17 protein-coding genes are annotated in these 19,805 nt (G+C 71.1%); 2 read left to right on the top strand and 15 right to left on the bottom strand.

What is annotated here, in order from left to right; translation table 11 throughout:
* Window positions 1-23: 23 nt before the first annotated feature.
* From OZN99_RS00405 to OZN99_RS00375, 7 genes are all read right to left on the bottom strand, one after another.
* Entirely contained in the window at window positions 24-2,387 is a 2,364-nt protein-coding gene (locus OZN99_RS00405; protein ID WP_270933175.1) for a heavy metal translocating P-type ATPase, read from the bottom strand.
* 21 nt (window positions 2,388-2,408) lie between these two features.
* A complete protein-coding gene (locus OZN99_RS00400) occupies window positions 2,409-2,870 on the bottom strand; it encodes a hypothetical protein (RefSeq protein ID WP_270933174.1) in 462 nt (153 codons plus the stop codon).
* Between the two features lie 4 nt (window positions 2,871-2,874).
* Window positions 2,875-3,126 carry a DUF2933 domain-containing protein gene (locus tag OZN99_RS00395; protein ID WP_270933173.1) on the bottom strand — a complete coding sequence of 84 codons (252 nt, stop codon included), beginning with the start codon at window positions 3,124-3,126 and terminating at the stop codon, window positions 2,875-2,877.
* Window position 3,127: 1 nt separating this feature from the next.
* A complete protein-coding gene (locus OZN99_RS00390; protein WP_270933172.1) occupies window positions 3,128-3,748 on the bottom strand; it encodes a Spy/CpxP family protein refolding chaperone in 621 nt (206 codons plus the stop codon).
* A gap of 20 nt (window positions 3,749-3,768) precedes the next feature.
* The gene (locus OZN99_RS00385) at window positions 3,769-4,230 is read right to left on the bottom strand and encodes a DUF411 domain-containing protein (protein ID WP_270933171.1); all 462 of its coding nucleotides are present in this window, start codon (window positions 4,228-4,230) and stop codon (window positions 3,769-3,771) included.
* The gene (copM, locus tag OZN99_RS00380; protein ID WP_270933170.1) at window positions 4,227-4,685 is read right to left on the bottom strand and encodes a CopM family metallochaperone; all 459 of its coding nucleotides are present in this window, start codon (window positions 4,683-4,685) and stop codon (window positions 4,227-4,229) included. Before copM ends, OZN99_RS00385 begins: the two co-directional genes overlap by 4 nt.
* Before the next feature lie 97 nt (window positions 4,686-4,782).
* Window positions 4,783-5,826 (bottom strand): ATP-binding protein, encoded by a 1,044-nt coding sequence (locus tag OZN99_RS00375; protein WP_270933169.1) that lies wholly within the window; start codon window positions 5,824-5,826, stop codon window positions 4,783-4,785.
* Window positions 5,827-5,835: 9 nt separating this feature from the next.
* On the opposite strand from OZN99_RS00375, the gene OZN99_RS00370 reads away from it, so the two are divergent.
* Entirely contained in the window at window positions 5,836-6,075 is a 240-nt protein-coding gene (locus OZN99_RS00370) for a hypothetical protein (protein WP_270933168.1), read from the top strand.
* A gap of 2 nt (window positions 6,076-6,077) precedes the next feature.
* Here OZN99_RS00370 and OZN99_RS00365 read toward each other — a convergent pair whose 3' ends face one another.
* The 8 genes from OZN99_RS00365 to OZN99_RS00330 all read right to left on the bottom strand — a co-directional run bounded on the left by OZN99_RS00365 (window position 6,078) and on the right by OZN99_RS00330 (window position 18,263).
* Entirely contained in the window at window positions 6,078-6,830 is a 753-nt protein-coding gene (locus OZN99_RS00365) for a response regulator (protein ID WP_270933167.1), read from the bottom strand.
* Window positions 6,827-7,231, bottom strand: a complete 405-nt coding sequence (locus tag OZN99_RS00360) for a hypothetical protein (protein ID WP_270933166.1) — start codon at window positions 7,229-7,231, stop codon at window positions 6,827-6,829. The genes OZN99_RS00365 and OZN99_RS00360 overlap by 4 nt, the downstream gene beginning before the upstream one ends.
* Before the next feature lie 15 nt (window positions 7,232-7,246).
* Window positions 7,247-10,390: an efflux RND transporter permease subunit gene (locus OZN99_RS00355; RefSeq protein ID WP_333779708.1), complete on the bottom strand. Its 3,144-nt coding sequence runs from the start codon at window positions 10,388-10,390 to the stop codon at window positions 7,247-7,249.
* A gap of 3 nt (window positions 10,391-10,393) precedes the next feature.
* Window positions 10,394-12,091: an HlyD family efflux transporter periplasmic adaptor subunit gene (locus OZN99_RS00350; RefSeq protein ID WP_270933165.1), complete on the bottom strand. Its 1,698-nt coding sequence runs from the start codon at window positions 12,089-12,091 to the stop codon at window positions 10,394-10,396.
* Window positions 12,092-12,242: 151 nt separating this feature from the next.
* Window positions 12,243-13,163, bottom strand: a complete 921-nt coding sequence (locus OZN99_RS00345; RefSeq protein ID WP_270933164.1) for an EamA family transporter — start codon at window positions 13,161-13,163, stop codon at window positions 12,243-12,245.
* A 2-nt stretch (window positions 13,164-13,165) separates the two neighbouring features.
* The gene (locus tag OZN99_RS00340) at window positions 13,166-16,306 is read right to left on the bottom strand and encodes an efflux RND transporter permease subunit (protein ID WP_270933163.1); all 3,141 of its coding nucleotides are present in this window, start codon (window positions 16,304-16,306) and stop codon (window positions 13,166-13,168) included.
* Window positions 16,303-17,457, bottom strand: a complete 1,155-nt coding sequence (locus tag OZN99_RS00335) for an efflux RND transporter periplasmic adaptor subunit (RefSeq protein ID WP_270933162.1) — start codon at window positions 17,455-17,457, stop codon at window positions 16,303-16,305. Before OZN99_RS00335 ends, OZN99_RS00340 begins: the two co-directional genes overlap by 4 nt.
* A gap of 62 nt (window positions 17,458-17,519) precedes the next feature.
* A complete protein-coding gene (locus OZN99_RS00330) occupies window positions 17,520-18,263 on the bottom strand; it encodes an FMN-binding negative transcriptional regulator (protein ID WP_270933161.1) in 744 nt (247 codons plus the stop codon).
* Here OZN99_RS00330 and pdxR point away from each other — a divergent pair.
* Window positions 18,262-19,782 (top strand): MocR-like pyridoxine biosynthesis transcription factor PdxR, encoded by a 1,521-nt coding sequence (pdxR, locus tag OZN99_RS00325; RefSeq protein WP_270933160.1) that lies wholly within the window; start codon window positions 18,262-18,264, stop codon window positions 19,780-19,782. The two genes, OZN99_RS00330 and pdxR, sit on opposite strands and share 2 nt — an antisense overlap.
* The last annotated feature ends 23 nt before the right edge of the window (window positions 19,783-19,805 follow it).

Raw genomic sequence — 19,805 nt, 5'->3', positions numbered from 1 at the left:
ACAGAGAAGGATTCCCCACGCCCTCATTCCACGCGTGCCGCCCGCAGCCGCAGGGCGTTGCCGACCACGCTCACAGAGGACAGCGTCATCGCGGCCGCAGCGATCAGCGGGGAGAGGAGTATCCCGAAGAACGGGTACAGCATGCCCGCTGCGATCGGTATGCCCGCAGCATTGTAGGCAAAGGCGAAGAACAGGTTCTGCCGGATGTTGCCCATCACGGAGCGCGACAGACGCCGCGCCCGCAGGATGCCGGTCAGATCGCCGCCGATCAGCGTCACGCCGGCGCTCTCGATCGCCACGTCGGTGCCGGTACCCATCGCGATCCCAACCTCCGCCGCGGCCAAGGCCGGGGCGTCGTTCACGCCGTCACCCGCCATCGCCACGTGTCGGCCCTCGACCTTCAGGCGCTCCACGATACGCTGCTTGTCCTCGGGCAGCACCTCGGCCTCGACCTCGATGATGCCGAGGTGGCGTGCCACCGCCTCCGCCGTTGTTCGGTTGTCCCCGGTGAGCATCACGACCCGGATACCCTCCGCCTGCAGGCCGGCGAGCGCGGCCGCCGTCGTCTCCTTCACTGGATCCGCCACCGCGACGAGGCCGGCCGGGCGGCCATCCGCCGCCACGAAGAATACCGTGGCGCCGTCGCGGCGCAGCCGCTCAGCCTCGGCGGCGAGCGGGCCGGTATCCACGCCGAGCTCGGCCATCAGCCGCGCATTGCCGACCGCGGCCCTGCGACCCTCGACGATGCCCGTCACGCCTCGGCCGATCGGCGCGTCGAACCCCTCCACCGGAGGTATCGCCAGTCCGCGCGCCGCGGCGGCGCGCACCACGGCCTCCGCCAGGGGATGCTGGCTCGGCCGCTCCAGCCCGGCCGCCAGGCGCAGCAACGTATCCTCCGCCAGCCCCTCCGCCGGCACCACTGCAACGACCTCGGGCCGCCCGCGCGTGAGCGTGCCGGTCTTGTCGACGACCAGGGTGTCGATCCGCTCCAGCCGCTCCAGCGCCTCGGCGTTCTTGATCAGCACGCCGGCCTGCGCGCCGCGCCCGACGCCCACCATGATGCTCATCGGTGTCGCGAGCCCAAGCGCGCAGGGGCAGGCGATGATCAGCACCGTGACCGCCGCGACCAGCGCGAAGGCGAGGCGCGGCTCGGGGCCCCACATCGACCAGGCGATGAAGGCGAGCACGGCGATCACCACGACGGCCGGCACGAACCAGCCGCTCACCTGGTCGGCAAGGCGCTGGATCGGCGCACGGGACCGCTGCGCACCCGCCACCATGCGGACGATCTGCGCAAGCACGGTGTCCTGGCCGATGCGATCGGCACGCATGACGAAGCTGCCCTGGCCGTTCAACGTGCCGCCGACGACCTGATCGCCGGCGGCCTTGGTCACGGGAACCGATTCCCCCGTCACCATGCTCTCATCGACGTTGGATCGGCCTTCGAGTACCGCGCCGTCCAACGGCACCTTGTCGCCGGGTCGCACGCGCAGGCGGTCGCCGACATGGATGGCGGCGAGCGGTACCTCCTCCTCCGAACCGTCGTCGCGCACGCGGCGCGCCATCGCCGGCGCGAGGTCGAGCAGCGCGCGGATTGCACCGCCGGTCTGCTCGCGCGCCCGCAACTCCAGCACCTGGCCGAGCAGCACCAGGACGACGATAACGGAGGCCGCCTCGAAGTAGACCGCCACCGAACCATCCGCTGCCCGGAAGGCGTCCGGAAAAATCCAGGGAGCTAAGGTCGCCATCACACTGAACAGCCAGGCCACGCCGGTGCCGAGCGCAATCAGCGTGAACATGTTGAGGCTGCGGTTCACGAGGCTTTGCCAGCCGCGCGCGAAGAAGGGCCAGCCCGCCCACAGTACCACCGGCGTTCCAAGCGCGAGCTGAAGCCAGTTGCCCACCTGGGGCCCGCCGACCAGGTGCATCATGCCTGTGAGGTGCCCGCCCATCTCCAGGACGACGACCGGCAGGGTGAGGACAAGCCCGATCCAGAATCGGCGCGTGAAGTCCAGCAGCTCTGGATTGGGGCCGGCGTCGACCGTCGCCATCTCCGGTTCGAGGGCCATGCCGCAGATCGGGCAGCTGCCAGGACCGCTCTGGCGGATCTGCGGGTGCATCGGGCAGGTGTAGATCGTGCCCGGAGCCACCGGCCCGGCGCGCAGCGCGCGCTTCGGCGCGATGTACTTCGCCGGGTCAGCCGTGAACTTCGTCCGGCAGCCGGCCGAGCAGAAATGGTAGGTCGTACCGAGGTGATCCGCATGGTGCGCCGTCGTCGCAGGATTCAACATCATCCCGCAGACCGGGTCCTTCACCGTCGCGCCGGTGTCGGCTTGGCCGGTGTGGCCGTGATCGCTGTGCCGGTGGCGACCGTGCTGTCCGTTCATGGCGAGGCTCCGATGGGTCTGTCAGCGCGCCGGCGCCAGACGGCGCGCGGCGACGAGACACAGGGTCGGCAGCAGAAGCCACTGGAGCACGGGCGTGAGCCCGGTGCCGAGCGGCGGCAGGCGCGGCATGCCGGCGGCGTAGGACCAAGTCCGCCAGACCTCGACGTTCAGCCATTCGAGTACAATGGTCGCCCCGACGCCGAAGATCGTGGTTACGATCGCGACCTGGCCGAAACTCTTCTCCGGCCAGCCGCGCCCCACCGTCATCAGCCATGCGGCGCCCAACGAGACGGCGCCGATCATCCCATCGCCCAGGGTGCAGTGCACGACAGCCTGGGCGATCTCGCCCGGGCTGCGCTCCGTCCACAGCGAGTAGAGCGGCAGCTGCGCGACCTCCCAGATCAGGTTCGCGACAAGCAGCAGCGCGAGGTAGCGCCCCGCCATCGCCAGCGCGGCGCCGCCAGGATGCGCCGCTACGGCCATGGCTTCAGCCCTTAGGCTGCGTGTCGGGCGCCGTATCCGACCCGCCGCCCGGGTGGCGATGTCCGTGATGCATGAACAGGTGCATCAGCGGGCAAGCGAGGATCAGCAGATAGGGCAGCGCGCCGAGCGAGTGGCCCCAGTGCTCCCGCAGCACATAGAAGGTTCCGACCATCGCGAAGCCGATCGCGGCGACGCCGGTGCGCGTGCGCCACCAGGATGGCGCGCTCTCCGTGCTGACAGGCCGCGTCCGCGCCACGTCACAGCATCCGCATACCCATCCGCATGCCGCGGAAGTGTTCGGACATCAACTCGTCGGCCGTGCGCCGCTGCTCTTCCGACAACGCCGCGTAGAGGGGCGTCGCGGCGGCTGCGACCGCGCGCATCGCCTCAAGATGGGCGGAGAGGAGGGCGATGCGACGCTCCATCTGCTGCGGTGCCGGTCCGGGCTCGGCGGCGCCGGCCATCGCCTGCTGCGTGGCTTGGCGGAGCCGTTCAGCCTGAGCACGGATGGCATCGGCAAAAGCGTTCCATGGCTGCGCCTGGGCGTCGGTGATCCGCAGTTCGGCACGGAAGTAGGCCAGCTGCCCCTCGATCCGGCGGAAGGGCTGCATCGCTGACGCAGCCATGCGGCCCTGCATCATCTGCTGCATCATGCGACCCATATCGCCACCCATCATCCCACCGCCTGGCGCTGGCATGCCTGGCGTTGGCGTGGATCGTTGCGCGGCCGGCGGCGCTGGCGGCGGCGAACCGGCCGGGGTGCCCGGATGGTGGAGATCGGGCGCCGCCCCACCCGGAGCTGGCGCCTGGGCCAGCGCGATTCCGGCCAGGGTGACCGCAAGGATCCCAGCCGCCGTGAACGTGCTGAGCTTCCTCATGACCTTCTCCTTCTTCGTTGTCAGGCGGGCTGAGCACCGACAAAGCGCATGAAGGGTTCGTGCGTGCCGTCGGTGCGCCAGGCGATCGCGTCGTAGATGTCGGGTTGGCGGCCGGGCACTTCCATCCCGGGTGAGCCCAAGGGCATTGCCGATACCGCGAGGCCGACGATGCCGGCCGGTCGGTCCGCGAGCAGGCGGCGGTTCGCCTGCGCGGGCGCGTGCCCCTCCAGGCCGAGGCTGGCGACACGCGCTGCGTGGCAGGAAAGCAGGTCGGCCGGAGGACCCAGCATCCTGCGGAACGTCGCCACAAAGGCGACGACGCGATCCTCGGCGGCGAAGCCCGCCGCCCGCAGATGCGCGATCCAGGGGGGACCGCAGCCGCAGTTCGGATCGAGCCAGACCTCGACCCGCTCGCCGCGTTGCGCCAGGGCAGGCCCCGCCGCAGTCAGAAGAGTGGTGGCGAGGAGGTCGCGGCGCATCATCGTGCGGGCAGCCGGGCGAGGATCGCGCGCATCTGCGCGATCTCGCGCTCCTGCTCACGGATGACGGCCTCCGCGATCGTCCGCACTTCCGGATCGCTGCCGTACTCCAGCGCGATCCGCGCCATGTCTATCGCACCCTGGTGGTGCGGAATCATGCCGGCGACGAAGTCGCGGTCAGCATTCCCCGAGAAGCTGATCGCCATGTCGCGGTGCATTTTCTCGTTCGCCGCGATGAAGGCACGCGTTGCCGGGCTTGCATTGGCCGGTGTCGGCGCCGCGGCATGACCAGCGTGCCCATCGCCCTGCATCATCGGCATCGCCTGGGGCATACCCTGGCCCTGCATCATCGGCATTCCGCGCCCGGGGCCGTGCTGCGGCTGGGCCTGAGCCAGCACCAAGGCCCCAGCGCCAAGCAGCGCGATGGCAGCGGTTGCCGTCAGAAGCATGCGACGCATGGGGTGAGCTCCGTGTTCTCCACCCCATCAACATGCGCGCGGGGGCGCTGCGGAGCCTCTCTGTGGCATGACAAAGTATGTCACCGCAGTGCGGCGTTCAGCCCGCCTGCCGCGGCAGAAGGAGTCTGGCCAGCAGCCCTCCCTCGCGGGACTCACCGAGTTCCAGGCTGCCGTTGCTCGCCTGCGCGAAGCGCTGAGCGATCGCGAGGCCGAGGCCAACCCCCGAGCCGCTGCGCGCCGGGTCAAGCTGCACGAAGGGCGCCACGGCACGGGCGCGGTCTGCCTCGGCGATCCCGACCCCGGCGTCCGCCACCTCGACGGCGAGCATCGGTCCCTCGTCGCGGATGCGCAGGCGCACCGGGGAACAGCCATGGCGCAGCGCGTTGTCGACGAGGTTCGACAGCGCGCGCTTCGCGGCGATGCGCCGCAACGGCAGCACAGCGCGCCCTGGCCCCTCATAGACCACGTCGTGCCCCTGGTCGGCGGCGTCCGAGGCGAGGGTCTGCAGGATCGCCGCCAGGTCCGCGGGCCGCACCGGCTCGGCGTCTCGGCCCTCGCGGATGTAATCGAGGGTGCGGGCGATCATCGATTCCATTTCGGCGATGTCGGCTTCCAGGCGCGCGCGATCCTCACCCTCCGGCAGGAACCCAACGCGCAGCTGTAGCCTGGACAGAGGCGTGCGCAGGTCGTGGCTCATCGCCGCCAGGGCTTCCGTTCGGTCCTCCAGCAATCGCGCGATGCGGTCCTGCATGGCGTTGAACGCCGCGGCCGCATGGCGCACCTCCTCTGGCCCTTCCATCGCAACCGGCCGAGGGCTGGGGTCGCGGCCGATGCGGTCCGCGGCGCTCGCAAGACGCCGCAGCGGACCGGTGATCCAGCGTACCACCAGGATCGATACCAAGGCGATCCCGAGCGCCATCGCGACCATCGACGAAATCGCGCCGTGGTCGAGCGCTCCTCCGCCGGCGGCGAGCCAGGGCGCCGAGAAGACGATCCAGCCGCCGTCCTCGGCCGGCAGCGCACCGAGCACGCGGTGGCCCGGCTCAGCCTTCGGATCCCAGCCGATCCGCGCGCCGGGGCCGAGCCGTGCTGCGGCCTCTGCGAGGGGCTCGGGCGGTGCTGTAGCGGGCAGCGGCGCCACGCGATCCCAATGGATCTCGAGGCCCGGTCGCGAGATCGCATGCGCCGCCGCATCGCGCGCCGCCTCGGGCAGCGGCGCGACCGCCGCGCGCGCCGCCGCGAGCTGGTCGGCCATGCGCTCCAGCCTTGCGCCGTGTTCGGATCCGCGCAGCGCGCGTTCGTGCACCCACATGCTGCCGACGTGCAGCAGCATCAGCCCGCCGAGCAGCAGAAGCGTGATGCGTCCGGCCAGGCTGGCAGGCCAGAGTGACCTCATGCTCGGGTCACATCCGCCACAAGCACATAGCCTGCCCCGCGTACAGTCTTGATGAGTGAGGGGCTGTCGTCCTCCGGCTCGATCTTGCGGCGCAGGCGGCTGACCTGGACATCCACGGTCCGGTCGAAGGGGTCCGTGCCGACGCGCCGCTTCGCGACCTCCAGAAGCTGATCGCGGGACAGGACCCGCTGCGGATGCGCCAGGAAAGCCATCAGCAGGTCGTACTCGGCCCCGGAGAGATCGACCGCGACACCCTCGGGCGAGGTGAGTTCCCGCCGCGCGGTGTCCAGCACCCAGCCGGCAAACGCGAGCCGTCGCGACCGCGGGTCGGGCTGTGCCTCGGCTGGCGCGGCGCGGCGCAGCAGCGCGCGGACGCGGGCGACCAGTTCGCGCGGCGCAAAAGGCTTCGCCACATAGTCGTCGGCGCCGAGCTCGAGACCCAGCACGCGGTCCATCTCTTCCCCCCGCGCGGTCAACATCAGTACTGGAACGCGCGACCGCTCCCGCAGGCGGCGGAGCAGGTCGAGACCGGAGGCGCCCGGCAGCATCACGTCAAGCAGGATGAGGTCCGGCTGGCTGGCCGGGCTGTCCAACAACTCCCACATCTCGCGCCCGTCGCGAGCTGCGGAGACGCGAAACGCCGATTCTCGCAGCAGGCGCGCGACGAGGTTGCGCATCTCGCCATCATCCTCGACGACGAGGATGTGCGCCTCAGGGTCGAGCAGGCGACGTTCCGCCGTATCGGTCATCTGACCGCTTCGACGGGCGCGTAGCGCGCCTGGATGCGGGGCTGCCCGGCAGCAGGCACGAGCTGCACGACGACGCGCAGGCTGGGTTCGGCGCGGAACTCCCCGCTGGCGACCAGCGCGGTACCATCGGGCCTCGGCGCAAAGGTCAGTGTCTGCTGCCGCCCCCCGGCCAGCACGATGGCCGTCGCCGTCGCGCCGTTCGCGGAGAGCGGCCGGTCATTTGCATCGAACAGGAAGAAGGTCAGCCGCCCGTCCTGCGCCAGCAGTTCCCCGTGGTAGCTGCCGATGTCCTGCATCTGGCCGCCGTTCGGGCCGCGCGACGGACCGTGCGCAAAGGCCGGGTGCGCCAGGGTCGGCAGGGCAAGCAGTGTGACGATGATCAGGGTGCGCCTGGTCGGCATCGGAGTCTCCCGGGCTCAGAATGTCTCGGGGGCGAGCGCCCCGCCAGCACGCCGTACCTCCGCCTCCGCGCGCAGGCGTTCCAGGGCCGGGCGGCCGAAGCGGTGGAACAGGAGCGGCGTCACGAGCGTGTCGAGAAGCGTGGCGCTGACAAGGCCGCCCAGGATGGTGATGGCGACCGGGTGCAGGATCTCCTTGCCTGGCGCATCGGCGCCGATCGCGAGTGGGATCAACGCCAAGCCGGCCGAGAGGGCCGTCATCAGCACCGGTGTCAGCCGCTCGGCGGAACCGCGCAGGACCACTGCCAGCCCCCAACGCTCGCCCTCGTGCAGCAACAGATTGAGATAATGGCTGACCTTCAGGATGCCGTTGCGCGTCGTGATCCCGGTGAGCGTCACGAAGCCGACCAGCGTCGCGACCGAGAGCGGCTGCCCGGCGATCCAGATCGCCGCGACCGCGCCGATCAGCGCGAGCGGCACGTTGCCCATGATGATCGCCGCCAGCATGGCCGAGCGGTAGCGCGAATAGAGCACGACGAAGATCAGGCCGAGCGAAATCAGGGCGAGGACCGCAATGGTGCGCATCGCCTCCTCCTGCGCCTGGAAGGTGCCTTCCAACGCGGTGGTGTAACCCGTGGGCATCGGCATACGTCCGAGTTCCGCGCGGATGCCCGCGATCAGCTGCGCCATATCGGCATCCGGCGTCGTGTTGGCGAGCACCACGATGCGGCGCCGCGCGCCCTCCCGCAGGATCTGGTTCGGGCCGTCGCCTTCCTCGACGCGCGCGAGCAGTCCGAGCGGCACGCGGCCATGCGGCGTCGGCACCAGTGCCTCGGCAAGGCGCGCGGTGGTGCGATCCTCGTCGGCGAGGCGCAGCACCACGTCGAACCGGCGCGCACCGTCCAGGATCTGGCTCACGACCGTGCCGCCGGTCAGGGACTCCAGCGTCTCCGTCAGCGCCGCGGCGGAAACGCCGTAGAGCCCGGCGCGCTCATGGTCCACCGCGATCCGCAGCTGCGGGATACGCACCTGGCGCTCGAGCTGCAGGTCGGTCAGGCCTGGCACGTTCTCCGCCAGCCTGCCGCGCAGCGTCTCCGCGAGCGTGCGCAGCGTGTCGAGATCGTCGCCAAAGATCTTGAGGGCGATCTGTGCCCTGACGCCGGACAGCATATGGTCCAGCCGGTGGCTGATGGGCTGGCCGATATTGACCGCCGCCGGCAGGGAAGCGAGCCGCGCGCGGATATCGGCCAGCACCTCGGCGCGCGGACGCCCGCCCTCGCGCAGGTCGAGGTCAAGCTCCGATGAATGCACGCCCTCAGCATGCTCATCGAGCTCCGCGCGGCCAGTGCGGCGGCCGACACCCTTCACCTCGGGGATCTGCATCAGCAGGCGCTCCGCGATCCGGCCGAGCGCATCCGATTCCGCCAGCGAGATGCCCGGCTGGTAGGTGACATTGATGACGAGTGTGCCCTCGTTGAAGGGCGGCAGGAAGGCGCGAGGCAGGAAAGGAACGCTGACGGCGGCGATGGCCACGCCACCGAACGCGAGGCCGAACACCATGGAACGGTGCGCGAAAGCCCAGCGCAGCAGCCAGTCCTGCCCCACCTTGAGCCGCCGCACCAGCGCCCCATCACCAGCATGCATGCGCCGCATTCCAGGCAGCAGCCAATAGGACAGAACCGGCGTGACGGTGACGGCCACAAGCAGGGAGCAGAGGATCGAGACGATGTAGGCGATGCCGAGCGGCGCGAAGAGCCGACCCTCGATTCCCGTCAGTGCGAAGAGCGGCAGGAAGACCAGCACGATGATCAGCGTAGCGTAGACGATGCCGGAGCGGACCTCGGCGCTGGCCGCGATCACCACCCGCATCACCGGCTCCGGCACCGCGCGCGCGGCGTTCTCCTTAAGGCGCCGCAGGATGTTCTCGACATCCACCACCGCATCATCCACCAGCTCGCCTACTGCGATGGCGAGGCCGCCCAGCGTCATGGTGTTGATGGACAGCCCAAAGGCGGCGAAGACGATCGCCGTCAGCAGGATGGAGAGCGGGATCGCCGTGAGCGAGATGAAGGTGCTGCGCGTGTTCAGCAGAAAGGCGAAGAGCACGATCGCTACGACGATGAAGGCCTCGGCCAGCACCTGCTGCAGGTTGGCGATGGACTGCGCGATGAAGTCCGCCTGGCGGAACTTGATCCGGTCAGCCACCACGCCGCGCGGCATGCCGGCCTGCAACTCCGCCAGCGCCGCTTCCACGGCGCGCGTGAGGCGGATCGTGTCGGCGCCGGGCTGCTTGGCGATCGCAAGGATCACTGCCGGCTGGCCGTCCACGCCCGCTTCGCCGCGCTTGAAGCGCGGGCCGTATTCGACGCGCGCCACCTGCCGCAGCGCGATCGGCTGGCCCTCCCGGAAGCCGACCGTGGCGCTTCGCAGGTCTTCCAGCGAGGTGGTGCGGCCGATGTTGCGGATCAGGAACTCGCGCCCCGCCTGGTCCACATAGCCGCCGCCGGCATTACCGCCGAACTGGCGCAGCGCGGTGATGAGCTGCTCATTCGTCAGGTCCAGCGCGTGCAGCCGGTCGAGATCCGGCATGACGCGGAACTGCCGCACCTCCCCGCCGATCGGGATGACCTGGGATATGCCCGGGATCGTCAGCAGCCGCGGGCGCATCACCCAATCGGCAATGTCGCGCAGCTCCATCGGGCCGACGGAGCCATCCGTCGGCGCGGTCATCGCCACCAGCATGATCTCCCCCATGATGGAGGAGACCGGCGCCATGGCGGGCAGCACGCGGGGAGGCAGCTGCGCCTGGATCTGGCCGAGGCGTTCGCTCACCTGCTGGCGCGCGCGCCAGATATCGGCGCCCCAGTCGAACTCGACGAAAACGATCGACAGCCCGACCGAGGAGACGGAGCGCACGCGGGTCACGCCGGGCAGGCCGTTCACCGCCGTCTCGATGGGAAAGGAGACGAGCTGCTCGACCTCCTCCGGCGCGAAGCCCTCGGCCTCGGTCATCAGCGTGACGGTGGGCTTGTTCAGGTCCGGGAAGACATCGACCGGCATGCGCGAGAGGGTGAAGAGGCCGTAGAGGCTGACAAGCAGCGCGGCGACCAGCACAAAGAGCCTGTTGCGCAACGAGAAGCTGACGATGGCGTTGAACAACATAGTTCAGCGCACCTGGGCGATCAGCGCCGCGCCCTGCACCACCACGCGCTGCCCAGCGTCTAGCCCGGCCGTCACCACCACGCGCGTGCCGTCCAGCGGCTGCACGCGCACTTGGCGGGGCACGAAGCGCTCCGCGGTCGCGTGCTCGAAGACCACAGGCGGCCCCTCGGCGCTGCGCACCACCGCGTCGGCTGGCAGCACGATGCCCTGCACGGCACGGGCCGTGCGGAGCGTCACGAGAACCGAGATGCCGATCGGCGCATCCTGTGGCGGGTCGTTCACCCGGAAGTTCACCGGCACCGCCTGCTGCCGGACGGTCAGCCCCCGGCCCATGAAGACCAGGTCGAGGACGCGACCATCGGGCAAGGTGGCGCTCGCGCCGGTGATGCGCTCCAGCGCCGCGCGGTCGAAGGCCAGCGCCTCCACCCAGAGGCGGCTCGGATCGACGATCTCGACGACGGTGGTGGCGCTGTCCACGAGCTGGCCGACCGCCCCGCGAACGGTCGAGACGATGCCCGCGACGGGCGCGACAAGGGGCTCGCGTCCCGAAAGCGCTGGCTGGATCGCCGTGCGTCGCTGCCGTGCGCCTGCAAGCTCGGCCTGGGCGTCCTGGATCTCCCGCTCCGCGACCGTCCCGCGAAGAGTGGTCAGTCGGCGGACCCGTGCCTCCAGGATGGTGATCTGCGCGTCGAGTTCGGCGGCATTCTGGATGAGGCTGCCGCGCTCGGCGGCGCTGTAGGTAGGCGTGACATAGGCGAGCACCTGCCCGCGCTCGACGCGCTGGCCGAGCGTGGGAAAGCCGGCATCGCCCGGCTCCAGCCGCCCGTTCTGGCTCGGCTGCACGCGGCCCGAGGCGTTCGGGTCGGGCACCAAGGTGCCGATCATGCGCAGCGCGGCCGAGGCCTCGCCATGCTCGGTCAGCAGGGTCCGCACGCCGAGCAGCCGCTGCGACGGCTTCGGCACGAAGATGGCACCGTCCTGCAGGCGGCGTGGCGCCTCCCCGGTGACCAGCGCCTGCTGAGCGCCTGCCGGTCCGCCGGCGGTCAGCGCGACGATCAGCGCTGCAGCGGCGCGCCGCTTGCCGGACGGCAGGGCCTCCACCGGACGGATGGCTGGTGGCTCATCGACCATCGGCGGCAGGGGGCGGCGGACGGAGGCCCGCCCCAACAGAAGGCCGAGCACGAGCAGGCCCAACCCGATGCCGATCTGGACGACGCTGTTCCGGAGCAGGGCGAGGGCTTCGACCACGGTTCCGGACGCCACCGCCGGCGCAGGCACGTCCAGCGTCGCGGTCAGCAGGTCCATGTCCTCCCCGACGGTGACGGTGAAGACCAGATCGAGCCGACCGGGCCGTTCGAGCAGCGGATGCCGCGCCACGAAGAGCCCGATGCCCTGGCGCTCGGCGGCCACCTCCTGGCCGTCCAGGGTCAGGGTGACGGCGCCATCGAGGGGGCTGTTGTCGGCGTAACGATCGAGGGTGAGGGTGAGCGCGCCGCCCGGTTGCAGGATGGCGACGACCTCGAACAGGTCGCTGTGGGCCTCGGCGCGCGGGAGAGCGGCCGCCACCGGCTCGGGCGCGGCGCCGTGGTCATGCCCTTCATGCGCGGCGGCGGGCCGGACGAGGAGAAGCACGGCGAGCGGAACGAGGGCAGCAAGTCGCAGCAAGGCCGGCAGCCGGCGCAAAGCAGGATAACGGGGCATGGAATGCTCCTCAGAACCCTCTTCTTGCCGTGAGCAGTGCGACGGCACCGCACCGGATCATGACAAAGTATGTCCGCCTCGCATTGGAACGACCTCTTTCACCGTATTGCCCAACCGCGAAAGCCGCGCGCAGGGCTGGTCGCGATCAGGATCACCCTGACCGATGCTGGTCCGACACGCTTCGGCGCTGTGGCCGATCGGCAGTGTCCCGGGCGTGCCGCGCCCCGGCGATTTGGCCGAGGCTGATGCTGCCGATCACGGCTGCCATGCCAAGAAGCTGCACAGACGACAGCATCTGTCCCAGCGCCAGCCAGCCGAGCAGCACCGCGGCCACGGGGCTCAGCAGCGCGAGCGGTGCGGCCGCGTTCGGCCCGAGCCGTGCGATGCCGCGGAACCAGAGGATGTAGGTCAGCGCAGCGCCGACCAGGCCGAGCCAGGCGAGACCGAGCAGATTGAACCCGCTCACGGCCGGCAGCGGCGGCTGCAGCCAGAGCACCACGGGAAGCAGCAGTGCGCCACCGGCCGCGAGTTGCCAGGCGGTAAAGGTCAGCGCCGGCACCGGCGGCTGCCAGCGCCGCGTCAGCACCGTGCCGAAGGCCATCGAGACAGCGCCTCCCAGCCCGGCAGCGACGCCGAGCGGATCCAGCCTGGCCCCCGGCGCCAGCACCAGCATCGCGACCCCGGCGATGCCACCGAATGCCGCCAACACCGCCAGCGCACGGATCGGTGTACCCAGCACGGCGCGCGACAGCAGCACAACGATCAAGGGCTGGATCGCGCCCACGGTCGCCGCGACCCCCCCCGGAAGCCGATACGCCGAGACGAAGAGCAGCACCCAGAAGACCGAGAAGTTCAGCGCGCCCAGCAGCGCGCTGCGCGCCCACCAGATGCCCTGCGGCAGTTGCCGCACCAGCACCAGAAGCAGCAGCCCCGCTGGCAAGGCGCGCAACAGCGCCACGACCAGCGGATCCCAGCCGGCGAGCATTTCGGTCGTGACGATGTAGGTGCTGCCCCAGACCGCCGGAGCCAGGCTGGTCAGCAGCAGGTCCGCGTTGCGCGTGCCGGGCCGCATCGTCACGCCTCCGCCATTCGCGCAACGGGTGGCTGGTCCCGCCGCTGCGCCAGCCTGCGCAGGAGGAGGTAGAACACCGGCGTGAACACCAGCCCAAGCAGCGTCACGCCCGCCATGCCCGAGGCGACGGCGATGCCCATCGCGCGGCGCATCTCCGCCCCGGCGCCCGTCGCGATCGCAAGTGGCACCGCGCCGGCGACGAAGGCAATCGAGGTCATCAGGATGGGCCGTAGCCGAAGCCGCACCGCCTCGATCACTGCGGCCAGCGGATCGGCGCCGGCCAATTCCCGCTCATGCGCAAACTCGACCACGAGGATCGCGTTCTTCGCCGCCAGCCCGACCAGCACCAGCCAGGCGATCTGGGTGAACACGTTGCTGTCTCCGCCCGTCGCCAGCACGCCTGCCAGCGCGCTGACCACCGCGAGCGGCGCGACGGGCAGCACCGCCAGCGGCAGCGACCAGCTGCCATACTGCGCGGCCAGGATGAGGAAGGCGAGCAGCACCGCGATGGGGAAGACATAGGCCGCCGCATTGCCCGCCAACCGCTCCTGCAGCGCCAGTTCCGTCCACTCAACCGCCATGCCCGGTGGCAGCACCTCGCGCGCTAGCGCCTCCATGGCCGCCTGCGCCTGACCGGAGCCGTAGCCCGGCGCCGGCGCGCCACCGACCTCGGCCGAGGCGTAGCCGTTGTGGCGCACGACGCGGTCCGGCCCGGTCGAGGGCTGCACCGTCACCAGCGAGGCGAGCGGCACCATGGCGCCGGATGCGCTGCGCACACGCAGCCGTGCCAGGTCCTCCTCCCGTAGGCGGAAGGCGGCATCGGCCTGCGCGATCACGCGATACGTGCGACCCTGGCGTTGGAAGTCGTTTACGTAGAGCGACCCCATCGCCAGCTGTAGCGCCTGCGCGACATCGGCCGGCGCGACGCCTGTCGCCAGCGCGCGGTCACGATCCAGCTCCACCCGAAGCTGCGGGGCGGAGACGTGGAAGCTCGACATGACGCCGGCGAGTTCCGGGCGCGCTGCCGCCGCTGCGACCAGCTTCTGCGTCGCCTCGGCCAGCGCCTCCAGGCCCAGGCCCACGCGGTCCTGCACCTGCAGCTTGAACCCGCCCACCGCGCCGAGCCCCGGAACGGGTGGCGGCGGGAAGACCAGCGCCAGCCCCTCCTGGATGCCGAACAACTTCGCCTGCAGCCGCTGCGCGATGGCGGCCGCCGAAAGCTCCGGTGTGCGCCGCTGCTCGAACGGGTCCAGCATGGTGAAAACCACGGCCGCGTTCGGCAGCGTGACAAAGCCGTCGATCGACAGGCCAGGGAAGGCGACGACGCTCTCCACGCCAGGCTCGTCGAGCATGATGCGCGACATCTGCCGCGCCACCGCCTCCGACCGCTCGATGGAGGTGCCGGCGGGCAGCATCGCGATGCCGACGAGGTAGTACTTGTCTTGCTGCGGCACGAAGCCGGTCGGCACGAGCTGAAACCCCTGCCAGCCGAGGCCGAGGACGCCGGCGTAGAGCGCGAGCGCCACCACGCCCACGCGCGCGGACCGCCTGACGAAGCCGGCATAGGCGCTCGCGGTCGCGTCGAAGCCGCGGTTGAACTGCCGGAAGAACCAGCCGAGCAGCCCACTCCGCGGCCCCGCATGCGGCTTGAGCAGCACGCCGGCCAGCGCCGGGCTCAGTGTCAGGGAATTGACGGCCGACAGTACGGTGGAGACCGCGATGGTCACCGCGAATTGCCGGTAGAACTCGCCCTGAAGGCCCGACAGGAAGGAGGCGGGGACGAAGACCGCGGCGAGGACGGAGGTGATCGCGACAATCGGCCCGGTCACCTCCTCCATCGCGCGGCGTGCGGCATCCTTGGGCGCGAGGCCGCCGGCCATGTGGCGCTCCACGTTCTCCACCACCACGATCGCGTCGTCCACGACGATGCCGATCGCCAGCACGAGCCCGAACAGCGAGAGCGTGTTGAGCGAGTAGCCCAGCGCCAGCATCACCGCGAGCGTGCCGACCAGCGAGACCGGCACAGCGACCAGCGGGATGATCGAGGATCGCCAGTCCTGCAGGAACAGCACCACCACCAGCACCACCAGTGCCACCGCTTCCAGCAGCGTGACCAGCACGGCCGAGATGGAGGCGCGGACGAAGATCGTCGGGTCGTAGGCGATGCGCTGCTCGATTCCCTGCGGGAACTCCGCGCTCATCTCCGCCATGGTGCGCCGCACGGCGGCCGCCACGTCGAGGGCGTTCGCCTCCGGCGCCTGGATGATCTGCAGCGCGGCGGCCGGTTCGCCGTCCAGCAGGGAGCGCAGCGCATAGCCCTCCGCGCCCAGTTCCACCCGCGCCACGTCGCCGAGCCGGACCATGCGGCCCTCCGCGCCGGTCCTGAGCACGATGGCGGCGAACTCCTCCGGTTCCGCCAGGCGGCCGCGGAGATCGAGCGCGACCTGCGGCGCCATGCCGGCGCCCGGCTGGCGGCCGACCGCGCCGGCGGCGACCTGCAGGTTCTGCGCGCGCACCGCGCGCATCACTTCCGCCGCGGTCAGGCCGCGCGCGGCCATCCGCTCCGGGTCGAGCCAGATGCGCATCGCGTAGTCGCCGGCGCCCCAGACATTCACCTCGCCCACGCCCGGGATGCGCTGCAGCCGGTCGCGCACCTGCAGCGTCGCGAAATTCGCGAGGTGCAGCGCGTCGAAGCGACCGTCGGGCGAGACCAGGTGCACCACCATCAGCATGTCGGGCGAGACCTTACGCGCCGCCACGCCCTGGCGCTGCACCTCCTCCGGCAGCCGCGGCAGGGCTCGTTGGACGCGGTTCTGCACGCGGATCTGGGCAAGGTCGGGGTCGGTGCCGTGCGCGAAGCTGATGGCGAGCGTCACCTGCCCGTCTACCGACTGCGAGGTCATGTAGAGCATGCCCTCGACGCCGTTCACCTCCTGCTCGATCGGCGCGGCGACGGTCTCGGCCAGCTCACGCGGCGAGGCGCCGGGAAACTGCGCGACGACCTGCACGGTCGGCGGTGTGACGGCGGGATATTCGGACAGCGGCAGGCGCAGCAGCGCGAGGCCACCGGCGACCAGCATCAGGACAGAGAGCACGACCGCAAAGATGGGCCGCTCCACGAAGAAGCGCGGTATCGCGTTCATGACCGGGGTTCCTCGGAGTTGGAGGCCACAGAGGCGGGCAGCGGCGCGATGCGCGTGCCGGGCCGGACCATGCCGCGCGCCACTACGCTCTCGCCCGGCGCGAGGCCCTCGCGCACGACGCGCAGGCCCTCTCCCGCAGAGGGCCCGAGGCGGACCGGGCGGAAGGCGGCGATGCCCTCCGGCGCGGCGACAAGCACGTAACGCCCGCCCTGCGCCGCGCCGATCGCGGCCTCCGCCACCAGCATGGTGGGGCGTGGCGCCGACAGGGGCACGCGCACGCGCGCGAAGAGGCCAGGCGCAAGCCTGCCGTCCGCATTAGGCAGCACCGCGCGCAGGCGCGCCGTGCCGGTGGCGCGGTCGGCTTGGTTGTCGAGGAAGTCGAGCCGGCCGCGGCGCGGGAAGCCATTCTCGCCGGTCAGGGCCACCTCAACCTTCATCGGCGCGTCGGTGGCCTCCGCCGCGGCGCCAAGCAGGTGCAGATAGGTCGGCTCATCCACGTCGAACAGCACATGCATCGGATCCACCGACACGATGCCGGCGAGCAGCGTCTCCCCGGCCGCCACCAGATTGCCTTCGGTCACGACCGCCCGGCCGATGCGGCCGGCGATCGGCGCGGTGATCACGGTGAAGTCGAGATCGAGCCGCGCGCTGACGACCGCGGCCTCTGCGGCCTGCACCTGCGCGGCCAGCGCCTCGCGCTCGGCCGCCTGCTGTTCGAGCCGCTCGCGCGGGGCATAGCCCTCGCCCGCCAGGCTGCGGGTACGCGCATGCTGGCGGCCGGCAAGTGCGTGGCGCTCGCGTGCCTCGGCCAGCGCCGCCTCGGCGCGGGCGAGCGCTGCGCGATAGAGCCGCTGGTCCAGGCGGAAGAGTACCTGCCCGGCGTGCACCAGCCCGCCTTCCGGCACTTCGACCGCCTCGATCATGCCGCCGACGCGCGGGCGCAACTCGACGCTGCGCGCGGGATGCAGGAAGCCGGTGAACTCAGCTGTCTCGGCGAGTTCGCGCACCAGCACGGGCGCGACAGGTACAGGCATGGGCGGCGGCGCGGTGGGCGGCATGTCGGCCTGCGCGGGGCGGCCAGCCTGATGCCAGGCGAAGGCCCCGCCGGCGGCGACCGCCGCGGCAAGGGCAAGGGGCAGAAGGCGGGGCATGTCCTGTGACTCCTCCGAAGTTCATCGATGGCGCGACCAGCCGGTCTCCCAACCTGGGAGGGTCAAGCGGTCTTTTCGGCGAGGTCCTTGGTCATCAGCGCCGCGATGGCGTGCGCGCCCGCGTCGGACTGCGCCGAGAGGCCGGCAATGGCCCCGCGATGCTCGGTCTCGCCCTTGTGCTGGATCAGCTTGCGCTGGGCCTGGATGCCCTCGGCCGGCACCAACACTTCGATGCCGACGATGGCGCGCATCATCGACGCCAGACCGTTCGGCTCGACCTTCGCCATCCGCCACGGCGCCTTCGGCGCCAGCCGGGTCTCGAAGGCAGCGGAGAGGCGTTCCAAATGCCCAGGGATCGCCTCCGCGGGCAGCGGACGTGCCATGCCGGCGAGATGAACGGCGGTGTAGGTCCAGGTCGGCACCTGGTTCGGCACGCCGTACCAGTCGGGCGAGAGATAGCTGTCGGGCCCCTGCACCGCGAGCAGCGCGGGCCGGCCCTCCTCGCCGACCAGCCCGTGGATCGGGTTCGCGCGCGCGACATGCAACTCGATGCGCAAACCGTCGTCCCGCTGCTCCGCCAGGAAGGGGATGTGCACGGCGTGCGGCACGCCAGCGTGATCGGCGATCACCAGCAAGCCGAAGCCGCGCGCGCCGAGCATCGCCAGCGCATCGGCGGTGGCGGTCCGGAAGGCGGGATGGACATACATGGCGGGGTTCCTCGGTGCGTTGGCGCGCTGTTTCGCTACGCCGACGCGGACCGATGCCCTATGACCGGTTCCGCGAAACCGATCGGTCCAGTTCGCCATGCCGAGACGCCAGGCCCCGCCGCTCTGGGGATCCTTCGCCCCCGACCACGACAGCGGCGCGCCGCTGCAGGAGCAGCTTGCGGCGCATTTCCGTGGCGCGGTGCTGGACGGCCGCCTGAAGCCTGGCGCGCAGCTGCCCTCCACGCGCGCCCTGGCCGCGGAGGCCGGCGTGTCGCGCCAGACAGCGGTGCTCGCCTATGAGCGCCTGGTCGCGGAAGGCTATGCCGAGGGCCGCGCCGGGGCGGGCATGTTCGTGCCCGCCCTGCTGCCAGAGGCGCTGCTGCAGATCGGTCGCCCTGCCGCTGTCGTGGCGCTCGAGGCGCCGACCGGCAGCCTCTCGGCCCGAGGGCGCGGGATAGCCGCGCTGCCGATCACCCCCGCGCGCCGCGGCCCCGGGCTGCTTTCGCCAGGCCTGCCTGCCTTCGACGCCTTCCCGGCCGAGGTATGGGGGCGCCTTTCGGCGCAGCTCTGGCGCGACCGGCCAACCGCGGATCTGCTCGGCTACATGGAGCCGGCGGGTCACCTGCCGCTGCGTGAGGCGGTCGCCGCGCATCTTGGGGCCGCGCGCGGACTCGCCTGCACGGCCGAGGAGGTGCTGATCACCTCGGGCTCGCAGCAGGGGATCGCGCTCGCGGCGCGGCTGCTCCTCGACCCCGGCGACCAGGCCTGGGTCGAGGACCCGGCCTATGTCAGCGGGCGAAGCGCGCTGGCCGCGAACGGCGCGCGTCTGGTGCCGGTGCCGGTGGACGCGGAGGGGCTGGATGTCGGCGCCGGCGAGGCGGTAGCCCCGCATGCCCGGCTCGCGCTGGTCACGCCCTCACACCAGTATCCGCTCGGCGTGACCATGAGCCTGCGGCGGCGCCTCGCGCTGCTGGACTGGGCGGAGCGCACCGGCGCCTGGATCCTGGAAGACGATTACGACGGCGACTTCCGCTACGCGGGCCGCCCACTGCAGCCGCTGCGCGCATTGCCGCGGCCCGGTGCGGCCCGCGTCATCTACGTCGGAACCTTCGCCAAGGTGCTCGCGCCCGGGTTGCGCCTCGGATACGTCGTCGTGCCTCGCGCGCTAGCCGAGGCCTTCGCAACGGCACGCGCGCTGACCGACCGGCAATCGGCCGGACCGGAGCAGGCCATCCTTGCCACCTTCATCGCGGAAGGACATCTGGCGCAGCATCTGCGGCGCATGCGCGTGCTCTACGCGGCTAGGCGGGAGGCGCTGCTTGCCGCGCTCGCGGCAGGTGCGGCCGACCTTCTGGCGTGGGAGGCCGAGGGGCCGCAGGCCGGCCTTCACCTCGCCACGCACTTTCGTGAACAGGCGCTGGACGACGTGGCGATCTATGGCGCGGCGCGGCGCATCGGCCTGCAGACGCCGCCGCTCTCGGGCTCCTTCCTCGGCGCCGCGCAGCGTGGCTTGGTGCTCGGTTTCGCCGGCACCGCGCCGGAACGCATGCGCGAGGGCGTGACGCTGATCCGGCGGGCCGTCGAGATCGCTTCCAGGCAGGCAACAAAGACCGCTTGACCCTCCCAACGTGGGAGGAACCA

Origin of the sequence: Falsiroseomonas oryzae, assembly GCF_027856955.1 — a bacterium.
Taxonomy (GTDB): domain Bacteria; phylum Pseudomonadota; class Alphaproteobacteria; order Acetobacterales; family Acetobacteraceae; genus Falsiroseomonas; species Falsiroseomonas oryzae.
This window is presented reverse-complemented; position numbering and strand designations above follow the sequence as displayed.